Source organism: Mangrovicella endophytica (genome assembly GCF_002893625.1).
GTDB classification, from domain to species: domain Bacteria; phylum Pseudomonadota; class Alphaproteobacteria; order Rhizobiales; family Rhizobiaceae; genus Mangrovicella; species Mangrovicella endophytica.
On sequence record NZ_PKMZ01000001.1, the window covers coordinates 1,045,319 to 1,060,363 of the forward strand.

10 protein-coding genes and 1 tRNA gene are annotated in these 15,045 nt (G+C 67.4%); 8 read left to right on the forward strand and 3 right to left on the reverse strand.

What is annotated here, in order from left to right:
• Positions 1 to 193: 193 nt before the first annotated feature.
• Entirely contained in the window at positions 194 to 418 is a 225-nt protein-coding gene (locus tag C0R46_RS04785) for a hypothetical protein (protein WP_102958392.1), read from the forward strand.
• A 194-nt stretch (positions 419 to 612) separates the two neighbouring features.
• Here C0R46_RS04785 and C0R46_RS04790 read toward each other — a convergent pair.
• Positions 613 to 688: transfer RNA gene (locus C0R46_RS04790), tRNA-Lys, on the reverse strand.
• 351 nt (positions 689 to 1,039) lie between these two features.
• On the opposite strand from C0R46_RS04790, the gene C0R46_RS04795 reads away from it, so the two are divergent.
• From C0R46_RS04795 to C0R46_RS04810, 4 genes are all read left to right on the forward strand, one after another.
• A complete protein-coding gene (locus C0R46_RS04795; RefSeq protein ID WP_102958393.1) occupies positions 1,040 to 1,777 on the forward strand; it encodes a cytochrome c biogenesis CcdA family protein in 738 nt (245 codons plus the stop codon).
• Between the two features lie 84 nt (positions 1,778 to 1,861).
• Positions 1,862 to 3,238, forward strand: coding sequence for a bifunctional UDP-N-acetylglucosamine diphosphorylase/glucosamine-1-phosphate N-acetyltransferase GlmU (gene glmU / locus C0R46_RS04800; RefSeq protein WP_102958394.1), 1,377 nt, complete (start codon positions 1,862 to 1,864; stop codon positions 3,236 to 3,238).
• A gap of 157 nt (positions 3,239 to 3,395) precedes the next feature.
• Positions 3,396 to 5,222 carry a glutamine--fructose-6-phosphate transaminase (isomerizing) gene (glmS, locus tag C0R46_RS04805; RefSeq protein ID WP_102958395.1) on the forward strand — a complete coding sequence of 609 codons (1,827 nt, stop codon included), beginning with the start codon at positions 3,396 to 3,398 and terminating at the stop codon, positions 5,220 to 5,222.
• 131 nt (positions 5,223 to 5,353) lie between these two features.
• The gene (locus tag C0R46_RS04810) at positions 5,354 to 6,133 is read left to right on the forward strand and encodes a DUF502 domain-containing protein (RefSeq protein WP_102958396.1); all 780 of its coding nucleotides are present in this window, start codon (positions 5,354 to 5,356) and stop codon (positions 6,131 to 6,133) included.
• Here the strand turns inward: C0R46_RS04810 and recG are convergent.
• Positions 6,053 to 8,161, reverse strand: a complete 2,109-nt coding sequence (recG, locus tag C0R46_RS04815; protein ID WP_102958397.1) for an ATP-dependent DNA helicase RecG — start codon at positions 8,159 to 8,161, stop codon at positions 6,053 to 6,055. The genes C0R46_RS04810 and recG overlap by 81 nt on opposite strands.
• A 233-nt stretch (positions 8,162 to 8,394) precedes the next feature.
• Between recG and C0R46_RS04820 the strand changes: the two genes are divergently transcribed.
• Positions 8,395 to 8,685 (forward strand): FAD assembly factor SdhE, encoded by a 291-nt coding sequence (locus C0R46_RS04820; protein WP_102958398.1) that lies wholly within the window; start codon positions 8,395 to 8,397, stop codon positions 8,683 to 8,685.
• On the forward strand, positions 8,682 to 12,191 hold the full coding sequence (gene mfd / locus C0R46_RS04825) for a transcription-repair coupling factor (protein ID WP_102958399.1): 3,510 nt from the start codon (positions 8,682 to 8,684) through the stop codon (positions 12,189 to 12,191). Before C0R46_RS04820 ends, mfd begins: the two co-directional genes overlap by 4 nt.
• A gap of 67 nt (positions 12,192 to 12,258) precedes the next feature.
• On the opposite strand, the gene C0R46_RS04830 is transcribed toward mfd, so the two are convergent.
• Positions 12,259 to 14,109 (reverse strand): extracellular solute-binding protein, encoded by a 1,851-nt coding sequence (locus C0R46_RS04830; protein ID WP_425349849.1) that lies wholly within the window; start codon positions 14,107 to 14,109, stop codon positions 12,259 to 12,261.
• Positions 14,110 to 14,317: 208 nt separating this feature from the next.
• Here C0R46_RS04830 and C0R46_RS04835 point away from each other — a divergent pair, with 208 nt between their 5' ends.
• Positions 14,318 to 14,971, forward strand: coding sequence for an invasion associated locus B family protein (locus tag C0R46_RS04835; RefSeq protein WP_102958616.1), 654 nt, complete (start codon positions 14,318 to 14,320; stop codon positions 14,969 to 14,971).
• Positions 14,972 to 15,045: the final 74 nt, after the last annotated feature.

The following is a 15,045-nucleotide window of genomic DNA, read 5'->3' on the forward strand; positions in this document are numbered from 1 at the left end:
GGCCTCTGCCTTGCGAAACCAGGGCGGTCCGCCCGCATCTGAATGAAGCTGCCGGAGCATTCCTGGACCGATCGAGGGTCGCCAATCATTGATGGAGACGGAACAACGGGCAAACGATGACGCTTGTACGAGAGCTTCCCGACGCCCTTTCTGACACGGGCCTCGTGGATTCGCTCACGCGAGAGGCAGCCCGATGTCCGAAGTCAGCATCTATCGTTCGTCCAACGGAGACGACTGGATCTTGGAGACGGGTCTCGACGGAAGCCGAGTCGTCCTGCACCGAGCGAATCCTTCGTCCGGTGGCAAGGAAACGCGAATGGCCGTTGAGGAATTCCTGCAGCGCGGCGGCGGCGGGCCGGAAGTCGCCGCGGTTCGTCAGGCGGTCGGCGGCTCAGACTCGTCTGGCCTGCGAGGCTGACGGGCCAGCCTGCATACCGGATCGCTGCCGCCTCGGTTCGGCCGTGGCTGCGCCGACCATCTGCAGCCCTCATGCCGCACGCCACCTCGAAGGGGCCTGCGAAGGCGGCGACTGACCAGTCCTGCTGGTCAGAGCATAGCTACGTGATGACGCGACACGCGCCGCATACAAAGCCGTCAAGCCGTGAAAGTGAGTGGTGAGCGCGCTGGGACTCGAACCCAGGACCTACAGATTAAAAGTCCGTTGCTCTACCAACTGAGCTACGCGCTCGCCCCGCCGGACCCTGAGGCCGCCGCGAAATCGGCCGGACCATAGAAAGGCGGCCGTGGAGGGTCAACCGGATTCCGTCGCCTGCACAAGATCAATCCGAGCGTTGACGGAGCTGGACGTCCGCCTCGCCGAGCTGATCCGTCTGCGCCAGCCCCGTCGGTCCAATGCTGCGAGCACCGCTCATCCGCAGTGCCGCGCAGGCACCTCGTTTGCGTGCGGGGCTGCACGGCGATAGAGACAGGCCGCAGGCAGGGATGGGCGCTGATAAGCCCTCGTCCCTGCCTCGACACGGACAGCCGGCCCTCGACGGCGCCCCTTGGCGCTCCGCAGACCGGCCTCGCTTGGATGCCAATGATGGACATCTCCTATCCCGCCGCGGTCCTCGCAGGCGCGCTGTCGTTTCTGTCTCCCTGCGTCCTGCCGCTGGTGCCGCCCTATCTCTGCTACATGGCGGGCGTCACCGCCGAGGATCTGAGGGCCGGCCGCACCATGCCGTCGGCGGGCTATGGCCGTCTCGTCGGTACGGCGATCATCTTCGTGCTCGGCTTTTCCACCGTCTTTGTCCTGCTCGGCGCAGGCGCCTCGACGATCGGGCTACTGCTGCGGCGCAATCTCGATTGGCTGGCAGTCGCCGCGGGGCTCGCCATCATCGTCATGGGACTGAATTTCCTCGGCGTCTTCCGCCTGTCGTTGCTCTCGCGCGAGGCGCGCCTGCGCGCGCCCGACAGGCCACGCAGCATGGTCGGCGCCTATCTCATGGGACTTGCCTTCGCCTTTGGCTGGACGCCGTGCATCGGCCCTGTGCTCGGTGCCATCCTCGGCCTTGCCGGCACGCGGGCGACGGCGGGCGAGGGTGCCTTCATGCTGGCGCTCTACTCAGCTGGCCTCGGCATTCCCTTCGTGCTGGCGGCTGCCTTCTCCGGCGCCTTCCTGCGCGCGGCCGGCCGGTTCCGGCGTCACCTCGCCGCCGTCGAAAAGGTCATGGGCGGCCTCCTCGTCGTCACCGGCATCCTGTTCCTGACCGGCGGCATGCAGAGCTTGTCGTTCTGGCTTCTCGAAACATTTCCGGCACTTCAGACAATCGGCTAAACCGGGCGCAAAGAGCCGATTCGCTACAGGCAGCGGACGGCCTTCAATCGACCGCCCGGCGGCATCAGCGAGCTCGTATCGGCAATGGCAAGAACCTGTCTCTCGATCATCCTGGCGGCCGGCGAAGGCACGCGGATGAAGTCGTCGCGATCGAAGGTGCTGCACGAGGTGGCGCGGCTGCCGATGGTCGCCCATGTCGCGCGGGCGGCCTCCCGGGCGGGCGCGGCGCGTCTCGCCCTCGTCGTCGGCCGCTCCGCCGAAGCGGTGGAGGCGGCGGTCGCGCGGGAGGTGCGCAGCGTCACCACGCATCTTCAGGCTGAACGCCTCGGCACAGCGCATGCGGTTCTGGCCGCGCGTGAGGCGATCGAGGAGGGGCACGACGACGTGCTCATCCTCTATGGCGACTCGCCCCTGATCCGCGCCGAGACGCTGCGGCGCGCCCGCGCCATCCTGCGCACCGGCGCCGATCTCTGCGTCTTCGGCTTCCGTGCCGCCGATCCCAACGGCTACGGCCGCATCCTGACGCGTGAGGGCCAGGTCCTCGCCATCCGCGAAGAGAAGGATGCGAGCGAGGCCGAGCGCGCCGTCGATCTCTGCAACGGCGGCGCCATGGCCATCAGCGGCCGGATCGCGCTCGACCTTCTCACCGCCGTCGGCAACGACAACGCCAAGGGCGAATACTACCTGACGGACGTCGTCGAGATCTGCCGGTCGCGCGGCGGTACCATCCGCGCCATCGAGGCGGATGCCGACGAGGTGCTCGGCGTCAACAACCGGGTCGAGCTCGCCGGCGTCGAGGCGATCTGGCAGGCGCGGCGGCGGCGTGAGCTGATGCTGGCGGGCGTGACGCTGCAGGCGCCGGAAACCGTGCACCTCGCCCATGACACCGAGATCGCAGCGGACGTCACGCTCGAGCCCAACGTCGTCTTCGGTCCCGGCGTGAACGTTGCCACGGGTGCTACCATCCACGCCTTCAGCCATCTCGAAGGCGCCAGTATCGGTGAGGGCGCCTCGGTCGGGCCGTTTGCGCGGCTGCGGCCGGGCACGGCTCTGTCGCGCGACGCCAAGGTCGGCAACTTCTGCGAAGTGAAGAACGCCAGCATCGCGGAAGGCGCCAAGGTCAACCACCTGACCTATATCGGCGACGCCGAGATTGGCGCGGACGCCAATATCGGCGCCGGCACCATCACCTGCAACTATGACGGCGCGCTGAAGCACCGCACCGTCATCGGCGCCAACACCTTCATCGGCTCCAACTCGGCGCTGGTCGCGCCGGTGCGGATCGGCGACGGCGCCTATGTCGGTTCCGGGAGCGTCATCACCGAGGACGTGCCGGACGACGCGCTGGCCCTCGGCCGCGGCCGCCAGGTGAACAAGCCGGGCCGCGGCCGCGAGATTGCCGAGCGCAACCGCGCCGCCAAGGCAGCCAAGGCCGACGCCAAGACGGCGGCTGCCGAGTAGCGGCGAAGCTGCCGGAGCTGGTCGCGCAGAGCGCCGTTAACTCCCGAGACGAAATGTGAGGCGCGAGGGCGCACGCCCTGCGCTATCAGGTGCGTCGAACTCCTGCGGCGGATCCTCCGGTCCGCTCTTTTACCGACGATCCGAAGCGAGGCGCGCAATGTGCGGCATCATTGGCATCATCAGCCGCGAACCCGTGGCCGGGCGTCTCGTCGACGCACTGAAGCGGCTGGAATATCGCGGCTATGATTCCGCTGGTGTCGCAACGCTGGAAGGCGGCGCGCTGACCCGGCGCCGTGCCGAGGGCAAGCTCGTCAACCTCGAGCGTCGCCTCAAGGCGGAGCCGCTGGACGGCACGATCGGCATCGGTCACACGCGCTGGGCGACCCATGGTGCACCGACGGAGCGCAACGCCCACCCGCATGCGAGCGCCAAGCTCGCCATCGTCCACAACGGCATCATCGAGAATTTCCGCGAGTTGCGGAGCGAACTGCAGGCGGACGGCTACAACTTCGACAGCGACACCGACAGCGAGACGGTCGCCCATCTCGTCACCCGTGAACTGGACCGGGGCCTTGCGCCCAGGCAAGCCGTCCAGGCAGCGCTGGCGCGGCTCGAAGGCGCCTTCGCGCTCGGCTTCCTGTTCACCGGCAACGAGGACCTGCTGATCGGCGCCCGGCGCGGCAGTCCGCTGGCGGTCGGCGAAGGCTCGGGCGAGATGTTCCTCGGCTCGGACGCGATCGCGCTGTCGCCTTTCACCGAGGCGGTCCGCTACCTCGAAGAAGGCGACATGGTCGTCCTCACCCATGGCGGCGTGACGATCTTCGATGCCGACGGCAACGAGGTGGTGCGCCCGCTCCGCCAGTCGGTTGGCAAGGCCTTCTATGTCGACAAGGGAAACCACCGGCACTTCATGCAGAAGGAGATCTACGAGCAGCCGGAGGTGCTCTCCCACACGCTCGGCGCGTACGTGGACATGACCAGCGGGCGCACGCGCGTGCCCGTGGGACAGGCGCTCGATTTTTCCGCCGTGCGGCGCATGGTGATCTCGGCCTGCGGCACCGGCTTCTATGCCGGGTTGACCGGCCGCTACTATTTCGAGCGCTATGCCGGCATTGCCTGCGACCTCGATGTCGCGTCCGAATTCCGCTATCGCGACAGCCCGCTGGGTGACGTCGATCTCGCGCTCTTCGTTTCCCAATCCGGCGAGACCGCGGACACGCTGGCCTCGCTCCGCTACGCCAAGGCAGCCGGGCTGAAGACGGCTGCTGTCGTCAACGTGCAGGAATCGACCATCGCCCGCGAGGCGGATGCCGCACTGCCCACGCTGGCGGGTCCCGAGATCGGCGTTGCCTCCACCAAGGCCTTCACCTGCCAGTTGATGGCGCTGGCGGCGCTGTCGGTCCGCGCGGGCGTCGAGCGCGGCCGCGTCGATCCCGAGACCGAGCTGGCACTCACACGCGCGCTTGCGGAAGCGCCACGCCTTGCCAACGAGGCGATGAAGCTGGAAAGCCGCATCGAGGCGCTGGCGCACGACATGGCCACCAAGCGCCACGCGCTGTTCCTCGGACGCGGCTTCAGCTTCCCGCTGGCGCTGGAAGGTGCCCTGAAGTTGAAGGAAATCAGCTACATCCACGCCGAAGGTTATGCGGCGGGCGAGCTGAAGCACGGGCCTATCGCGCTCATCGACGACACCATGCCGGTGGTGGTTATCGCGCCGCATGATCGCGTCTTCGAAAAGACCGTCTCCAACATGCAGGAGGTTGCGGCGCGCGGCGGACGCATCATCCTCATCACCGACGAGAAGGGTGCGCGTGCCGAGGCCGTGAAGTCGGCCGAGACGATCGTGCTGCCCGACATGCCGGAGATCCTGACGCCGATCATCTACGCCATCCCGCTGCAGATGCTGGCCTATCATACGGCCATCCAGATGGGCACGGATGTCGACCAGCCGCGCAACCTCGCCAAGTCGGTGACCGTCGAATAGACCGTCATCTCGCAGTTGCGGAAAACGCGCCTTGAAATCGGCTGCGCGGCAGCCGATTCTCCATCGCGAGGCAGGTGTTCGCGGCGTCCCCCATTCGGTCGCCCGTCTGGCTCGGAGATGATGCTCCCCCGATGACACGGCTGCGCAACTACTTCTTCACCGGCTTCATCGCACTGGCGCCGCTGGCCATCACCGCCTGGCTGACCTGGTCCTTCGTGCAGTGGGTCGACAGCTGGGTGAAGCCATATATTCCAGCGCGTTACACGCCGGACTTCTATCTTCCCTTCAGCATTCCGGGCTTCGGCCTCCTGGTCGCGCTGGTGCTGATCACGCTGGTCGGCTTCATGACCGCCAACCTGATCGGCAGCACCATCGTCGGCTGGGGCGAGCACATCCTCGGCCGCATGCCACTGGTGCGAACGCTCTACGCGGCGCTGAAGCAGATCTTCGAGACGGTGCTCGCCGACCGCTCCACCACCTTCCAGACCGCCGGTCTGATCGAGTACCCGCGCAAGGGCATCTGGTGCATCGTCTTCATCGCCACGACCGCGAAGGGCGAGATCGCCTCCATCGTTTCGGAGACAGGCGAGGAGGTGCTGGCCGTGTTCCTGCCGCCGACGCCAAACCCGACCTCTGGCTTCCTCCTCTACCTGCCGCGATCGGAGGTGCGCGTCCTCGACATGAGCATGGAGGAAGCCGCCAAGCTGGTGATCTCCTCCGGCCTTGTCGGGCCGGAGCAGGGCTCGCGCATGCCCGTAAGCGATGCGGCGCGCCAGGTCACAGCGCGGCTGCAGCAGGGAGAGACGGATCCCTCGTCCGATACATTGGCCTCAGCCGGAGCGCAGCAGCCGGATCGCCTCGTCGCGGCCGAAGAGGTAGAGCAGCGTGCGCAGCGCCTGCCCCCGCTCTGAGGAAAGGTCCGGGTCCGTCGTCAGGATCAGCCGTGCGTCGTCGCGGGCGATCGGCAGAAGGTCGCCGTGATGCTCCAGCCGGGCGACCTTGAAGCCTGGCATGCCGGACTGCTTGGTGCCGAGAAGGTCGCCTTCGCCGCGCAAGCGCAGGTCCTCCTCGGCGATGCGAAAGCCGTCCTCGGTCTGCCGCATGATCTCCAGCCGCGCCTTCGCCGTCTCGCCGAGCGGCGCACGGTAGAGGAGCACGCAGCTCGACGGCTTCGAGCCGCGTCCGACGCGGCCGCGCAGCTGGTGGAGCTGCGACAGCCCGAAGCGCTCGGCATGCTCGATGACGATGATGGAGGCATCCGGCACGTCGACACCGACTTCGATGACCGTCGTCGCGACGACGACCTGCGTGCGGCCGGCCTTGAAGTCGGCCATGGCGGCGGCCTTTTCCTCGCCGCTCATCCGCCCGTGCACAAGCCCGACGAGACCGCCGAAATGCGCCGAAAGGTGCCGGTGGCGCTCCTCGGCCGCCATCAGTTCGCTCTTCTCCGATTCCTCCACCAGCGGGCAGACCCAGTAGATCTTCTCGCCCTGCCGCACCGCCGCGTCGATACGGCCGACGATGTCGTCCAGCCTCTCGATCGGAACGGCGACGGTCGTCACCGGTTTGCGGCCTGCCGGCTTGCCCTGCAGACGCGAGACGTCCATGTCGCCGAAGGCGGAAAGAACGAGTGTGCGCGGGATCGGTGTCGCCGTCATCACCAGGAGGTCGGGCATCCGGCCCTTGCGGGTGAGGCTGAGGCGCTGGTGAACGCCGAAACGGTGCTGTTCGTCGACGACGACGAGGCCGAGATCGCCATAGTCGACATCGTCCTGGAACAGCGCATGGGTGCCGACCACGATGTCGACGGCGCCACTCGCGATCCGCTCCAGCTTGGCGGCGCGGGCGCGCCCATTGTCCCGTCCGGTGAGGATCTCGATCGTCAGCCCCGCCTTGGCGCACCAGGGCGAGAGGCCGTCGAAGTGCTGCGTGGCGAGGATCTCGGTCGGCGCCAGCAGCGCCGACTGCGCCTTCGCCTCGGCGGCCAGCGCCATCGCCATCAGCGCCACCGCCGTCTTGCCCGAGCCGACATCGCCCTGCAGAAGGCGCAGCATCCGGTCCTCCTCCGCCATATCGGCGGCGATCTCGGCGACGGCTTTTTCCTGCGCCTCGGTCAGCTGGAACGGCAGCGCGGCACGGACGGCGGCCTGGCACGATCCGTCGCCGGCAAGAGCGCGGCCCTTGGCCTTGCGCACGCGCAGGCGAGAAAGGCCGAGCGCCAGCTGGCCGGCCAGGAACTCGTCATAGGCGAGGCGGCGGAAGGCGACGCTTTCCGGCGCGATGTCGACGCCGTCCGCCGGATCATGCAGCCGCCTGAGCGCCTCGGCGAAGGACGGAAAGGTGTGGCGAGCGATGATACCGGGATCGATCCACTCCGGGAGCGCCGGCAGCCGCTCGAGGCTCTGCGTCACGGCCTTGCGCAGCACCTTCGGCGATAGGCCAGCCGTCATTGGGTAGACCGGCTCCACCAGCACGGTGTTCTCCGCGTCCGCGACCGGCAGCACGAAGTCCGGATGCACCATGGACGGCCGGCCATTGAACCACTCGACCCGGCCGCTGACGATCAGCGTCTCGCCGACCGGCAACAGCTTCTCCAGCCACTGCGCCTGACCGCGGAAGAAGGTAAGGGCGATCTCGCCCGTCTCGTCCTGGCCGAAGACACGGTAGGGCACCGACTTGGCCGCGCCGCGCGAGGGTGCCTGATGCCGGTCGATGCGCAGCGTCAGCGTGACGATCGATCCTTCCGGCGCGGTCGCGACCTCGGCGCGGCGGCGCCGGTCGATCAGACTGCTCGGCAGGTGGAAGAGGAGGTCCCGCACCCGGACGGGCGCGTCGCCGCCGCCGACCAGCAGCGTCTGCAGGAGTTCGGCGACGCGCGGACCAACACCGTCCAGCGTCGTCACGGCGGCAAACAGCGGGTCGAGGATCGATGGGCGCATCGGCGCCTCGTGTAGAGCATCGCGGCCGGCGGCGGAACCATCCTCCGCGCCTTGAACGATGCGAAGCCATGCAGGCTCGCCGGAGGCTGCCCGCTGCTGGGAGAGCGGCAACGCCGAGGCTGACAGAGCCGCCTGCGGCGCCTATATGGAACCTTCCATCATGGCGCGACGGTGCGGCTGAAAAAGGCTGCGGCCGGCGCCATGCTTTTGGCGTTTTGGGAGCAGCAGAAGCGATGACCGGCATCTCGTCCGAAGGGCTCGACATTCGCCGCCGCAAGGCGCTGTTCCGCTCATGGCACCGCGGCACCCGGGAGATGGACCTCGTGCTCGGGCGCTTTGCCGACGCCGAGCTGCCGAAGCTGACCGACGCCGAACTCGGCGAATACGAGCAGCTGATGGAGGCGCCAGACCGCGACCTCTTCCAGTGGCTGACCGGCGAGCTGGCCACGCCCGCCAACTACGACGGCGCAGTGTTCCGGCGCATCAAGGCCTTCTACGACATGACCAGGGCGGACGCGCGATGAGCATCCCGGACAAGCTCGCCAAGCGGCTGCAGCGTGGTGGCGGCGTCGAGATCGGTAACGTTCTCGACGGCTACGATTCGTTCCTGCTCGCCGAGATCGCCCGTGCGGCGGGGGGCAAGAAGCCTGTCGTCTTCGTCATGCGCGATGGCAACCGGCTGGGCGAGGTCGAAGACGCCATGCGCTTCATCGCGCCGGAGCTGCCCGTCCTGACGCTGCCGGGGTGGGACTGTCTTCCCTATGATCGGGTCGGTCCCTCGGGCGAAGCGGCGGCACGGCGCCTGTCGGCGATGGCGGCAATCGGCGCACTCAAGCGCGAGCCGCACCGGGCGCTGATCCTGACCACCGCCAATGCGCTGATCCAGAAGATGCCGCCGCTGGCGATCCTGTCGCAGGAGGTCATCTCCGCCCGCGCCGGCAACCGCATGGGCATGAACGAGATCATCGGCGTGCTCCAGCGCGGCGGCTTCGAGCGGGTCGCCACCGTCCGCGAGCGCGGCGAGTTCGCCGTGCGCGGCGGCATCCTCGATCTCTTCGCGCCGGGGGCCGAAGAACCCGTGCGCCTCGACTTCTTCGGCGATACGCTGGAGACGATCCGCGCCTTCGATCCGGCGAGCCAGCGCACCACCCAGCAACGCAAGAGCTTCGAGCTCGCGCCGGTCAGCGAGGTGACGCTGACCGACGAGACGATCAGCCGCTTCCGCTCCAGCTATATCAAGCGCTTCGGCGCGCCTCTGCGCGACGATGCGCTCTACGCGGCGATCAGCGAAGGCCGCCGCTTCTCCGGCATGGAGCACTGGCTGCCGCTCTTCTACGAGCGGCTGGAAACGCTGTTCGACTATGTCTCGGGCTTCCCGATCGTGCTCGACCACCTCGTGCTGGAAGCGATCGCCGAGCGCCGCAAGACGATCGAGGATCATTACGACGCGCGCAAGCGCGGAGCCGGCGAGGGGACGGCGGGCTCGGTGCCCTACAACCCGGTCGAGCCGGATGCGCTCTATCTCAGCGCCGATGAACTGGCGGCCGGCGTCGCGATCAGCGACCCCGTGCGCCTGTCCTCCTACGCGCTGACAGACGCGGCGGGACGCGAGGTGTTCAACCTCGACATCACCCGCGGCCGCAACTTTTCGACCGAGCGCGCCAGCAGCGAGAGCAACGTCTTCCGCGCAGCCGCCGATCACATCGCCAAGCTGAGGGCCGACGGCAAGCGTGTCATCCTGGCGGCGTGGACGGAGGGCTCGCGCGACCGCCTGGTCCAGGTGGTTGAAGAGCAAGGGCTGGAGGGGCTGAAGCCCGTCGACAGCCTTAAGCAGACCAACGAGATCGCCAAGAACCTCGTCGCCACCGCCGTGCTCGGGATCGAGGCCGGCTTCGAGACCGACCGGCTCGCCGTCGTCGCCGAGCAGGACATCCTCGGCGACCGGCTGGTGCGCCGCGGCCGGCGCCGCAAGCGCAACGCCGACTTCATCTCCGAGGTGACCGGCCTTGCGGAGAACGACATCGTCGTCCATGTCGACCACGGGATCGGCCGCTTCGTCGGCTTGAAGACGATCGAGGCGGCCGGCGCCCCGCACGACTGCCTGGAGCTGCGCTATGCCGGCGACGACCGGCTGTTCCTGCCCGTCGAGAACATCGAACTCCTGTCGCGCTATGGCGGCGAGGGCTCCGAGGCGATCCTCGACAAGCTTGGCGGCGGCGCCTGGCAGGCGCGCAAGGCCAAGCTGAAGAAGCGGCTGCTCGACATGGCCGGCGGCCTCATCCGCATCGCCGCCGAGCGCCAGACGCGGGCCGCACCGAAGCTTATGCCGCCCGAAGGCCTGTGGGGCGAATTCGCCGCGCGCTTTCCCTATGAGGAGACCGAGGACCAGCTGCGCACCATCGATGCCGTCGTCGACGACCTGTCGCTCGGCCGCCCGATGGACCGGCTCGTCTGCGGCGACGTCGGCTTCGGCAAGACGGAAGTGGCGCTGCGCGCTGCCTTCGTCGCGGCGATGAACGGGCTGCAGGTCGCGGTCGTCGTGCCGACGACCTTGCTGGCCCGCCAGCACTTCAAGACCTTCTCCGAGCGCTTCCGTGACCTGCCGCTGGTGCTGCGCCAGGCCTCGCGCCTCGTCACCGCCAAGGAGCTAAACGACACCAAGAAGGGCCTCGCCGAGGGCACGGTCGACATCGCCGTCGGCACCCATGCGCTGCTCGGCAAGGGCGTGTCCTTCAAGAATCTTGGCCTCCTCATCATCGACGAGGAGCAGCATTTCGGCGTCAAGCATAAGGAGCGGCTGAAGGAGCTGAAGTCGGACGTCCACGTGCTGACGCTGTCGGCCACGCCGATCCCGCGCACGCTGCAGCTGGCGCTCACCGGCGTGCGCGAGCTGTCGCTGATCACGACGCCGCCGGTCGACCGCATGGCGGTGCGCACCTTCGTCGCGCCCTTCGACCCGCTGGTGGTGCGCGAGACGCTGCTGCGCGAGCGCTATCGCGGTGGCCAGAGCTTCTATGTCTGCCCCCGCCTTGCTGACCTCGCCGGCATCAAGGAGTTCCTCGACGAGCACGTGCCGGAGCTGAAGGTGGCGATCGCCCACGGCCAGATGCCGCCGACTGAGCTCGACGACATCATGAACGCCTTCTACGAGGGCTCCTACGACGTCCTCCTGTCGACGACGATCGTCGAATCCGGTCTCGACATTCCTTCGGCGAATACGATGATCGTCCATCGCGCCGACATGTTCGGCCTTGCCCAGCTCTACCAGCTGCGCGGCCGCGTCGGCCGCTCCAAGCAGCGTGCCTATGCGCTGATGACGATCCCGGCCAACAAGACGCCGACCGCCGGTGCCGACCGGCGCCTGAAGGTGCTGCAGTCGCTGGATACGCTCGGTGCCGGCTTCCAGCTCGCATCCCACGATCTCGACCAGCGCGGCGCCGGCAACCTGCTGGGCGAGGAGCAGAGCGGCCATGTGAAGGAGGTCGGCTTCGAGCTCTACCAGCAGATGCTGGAGGAAGCCGTCGCCGAGATGAAGGGGGTGGAAAGCGAGACCAACGGCCAGTGGTCGCCGCAGATCATGCTCGGCACCGCCGTGATGATCCCGGAAGGCTATGTGCCCGACCTGCAGCTGCGCATGACGCTCTACCGGCGCCTCGCCGACCTCACCGACCTGCGCGAGATCGACGCCTTCGGCGCCGAGCTGATCGACCGCTTCGGCCCGCTGCCCGGCGAGGTCGAGCACCTCCTGAAGGTCGTCTACATCAAGGCGCTGTGCCGCAAGGCCAATATCGAGAAGCTGGACGCCGGGCCGAAGGGCCTCGTCGTCACCTTCCGCGACAAGACCTTCGGCAATCCGGGCGCCCTGGTGCGCTATATCGGCGAGCAGGGCCCGGCGGCGAAGATCCGTCCCGACCAGTCGATCGTCTTGATGCGCGACTGGCCGACGCCGGAGAAACGCCTCGACGGCGCCGCCACCATCGTCACGCAGCTCGCCCGCTTCGCCGAGGAAGGGCAGAAGAGGGCGGCCTGAGGCGGCCGAGAGCCAAGCCGCCGCCGGCAGTGACGGCGGCTCGGCGTCAGCGACGCGGCCGCGCCCGTCAGTTGGCCGAAGCGGGCTCGCGCCAAAACGTCTCGAACTGGTACCCGTAGAGCGGCGTCGTCTCGGGATGCTTGATGAAGCTCCAGCGTGCCAGCCACAACTCCGGAATGTGGAACAGCGGCACCACATAGTGGCCTGAGATCAGGACGCGGTCATAGGCCCGGGCCGCCGCTTCAAAATCCTCAGGCGTGCGGGCGCTGGTGATCGTCTCGATCAGCGCGTCGACGGCCGGATCGGCGACGCCCGCATAGTTGAACGATCCCGCAGCATCGCGCGAGGCCGAGCCGAAGCGGTTGGTCTGTTCGGTCCCCGGCGACAGCGAGGCCGTATAGGTCTGCAGCAGCATGTCGTAGTCGAAGGTCTGCTTGCGAGACTGATACTGCGCATCGTCGACGAGACGGATATTCATCCCGATGCCGACGCGGTCGAGCGTGCGCTTGTAAGCCAGCGCGATCTTCTGCTGCGCCATCGACTGGACGATCACTTCGAAGGTGAGCGGCTTGCCGTCCTTGTTGACGAGGCGGCCCGCCTCGAACCGGTAGCCAAGCGCCCGCAGACGATCAACAGCCTCCTTCAAAACGGTACGGTCGCTGCCACTGCCATTCGTCTCCGGCGGCCGGTAGCTGCCATCGAGAACGTCCTTGTCGACCGTGGCTCCCGCCGCCTTCAGGATGGCCTGCTCGCGGGCATCGGCCGGCTTGCCGATCGCCGAGAGCGCCGACCCCTGGAAGAAGCTCGCGGTGCGCTGGTAGGCGCCATAATAGAGGTTCTTGTTCGCCCATTCGAAGTCGAACAGCATCGCCAGCGCGCGCCGCACGCCCGGATCCTGGAACACCGGCCGGCGCGTATTGAAGATGAAGGCGAGCATGTTCTTCGGCGCGCCGGTCTGGAAACTTTCGCGGATCACGTCGCCGCGCGCGACGGCGGGAAAATCGTAGGCCGTGCGCCAATGGTTCGGGTCGGCATCCGCATAAGCGTAGAATAGCCCCTTCTTGAAGGCTTCGAACTGCGCGTTCGCATCGCGGAAATACTCGACGATGATGCGGTCGTAATTGTTGATGCCTTTGCGGACCGGCAGGTCCTTGGCCCAGTATTCGGGGTTCTTCTCGTAGGTGATGCGCTGGCCCGGCTCGACTTTGGCGACACGGTAGGGTCCGGAGCCGATCACCGGCTCCAGCGTCGTGCGATCGAAGGTCTTCTCGTCGAAAGCATGCTCCGGCAGCACCGGGAGGCCCGAGATGAGGAGCGGCGTCTCCCGCGTCGCCGTCTTGTCGAAGGTGAAGCGGACGCCATGCTCACCAACCTTCTCGATCTTCACCGCCGGCCGCAGCCAGTTGGCATAGAAGGGCCGGCCGTATTCGCGCATCATCCGCACGGTGAACAGCACGTCCTCCGGCCGCACCGGCTTGCCGTCCGAGAAGCGGGCCTTCGGGTTCAGCGTGAACTCGACGAAGCTGCGGTCGGCATCCGTCTCCACGCTCTCCGCCAGGAGCCCGTACATGGTGAAGGGCTCGTCGGCCGAGCGCGTCATCAACGGCTCGAAGACGAGATTGCCGAACTCCTTGTCGAACCAGATGCCGCGTGCCGTCGTCAGCGCACCCTTCACGATCACCGGATTGAGATTGTCGAAGGTGCCGAAGACGCCGTAGCGCATCGTCCCGCCCTGCGGCGCGTCCGGATTGGCGTAGGGCAGGTGGTCGAAATCCGCCGGCAGGGCCGGTTCGCCCTGCATCGCGATGCCATGCATTGGCGCCGCGGAAGCGCTGCTCAGAAAGGACGTCGCCGCGAAAGCGAAGCCAAGCCCGGCGAGAGCACGAATCCAGCCGGTCGCACCCGGTCGATGCTGCATGTCGGACAAATCTCCGGAGAAGTGGACGCGCCAGTCCTACCGGCATTTCGTCGCCTTGCCTACCGTCCGTAAACCCTTACAGCACGGGGGGCCGGGCCTTCAAACGGCCGCATTTGCGAAAGAGGTCGAACCCCGTTAAGGAAGCCGCAAATTCCTGACCCCGCGAATTGCCCGAGAGGATGTCGAGCCCGTGACGCTCCGTTTGTTCATGAACCATCGCAAGGCGCTTGCCACGCTCGCCGGCGCCACCGTCCTCGCCCTCGCGGGTGCCGCCGCGGCTCAGCAGGCGCCGCAGAAGCCGGCGGGTGCCGCGCCGCAGGCGCTGCCGGCCGAGTGGTTCAAGGTCTGCTCCACGCAGGGCGAGAACACCATCTGCAACACGCAGTACACGCTGATCGCCGACACCCGTCAGCTGATCACGGCGGTGAACCTCATCGACGTGAAGGGCAAGGTGAACCAGAAGGTTCTCCAGGCGGTCGTTCCGACCGGCCGCGTCATCCCCGCCGGCGTCCAGATGAAGATCGACGGCAATGCGCCGACGACGCTGAACTACTCCGTCTGCTTCCCGGATCGCTGCATCGCCGAGGCGACCTTGTCCGACGCGATGATCGCATCGATGAAGAAGGGCAACGACCTCTTCGTCACCTCGATCAACTTCCAGCGTCAGCCGAATCCGATCAAGATCACCCTGACCGGCTTCTCCAAGTCCTATGACGGTCCGCCGAAGGCCCAGCCGGAGCTGGCGCAGCGTCAGCAGGAGCTGAACGACGCGCTGAAGAAGCAGGCGGATGCACGCCGCCAGAAGTTCGAGGACGCGCAGAACGCCGCCAAGGCGGCTTCCGAGGCGAAGCCCGCTCAATAAGGCGAGCGAGCTCTTCTCAACGAGATCGGACGGCGGCCTGGTGGCCGCCGTTTCCATTTGTGGCCCGCGGCGGG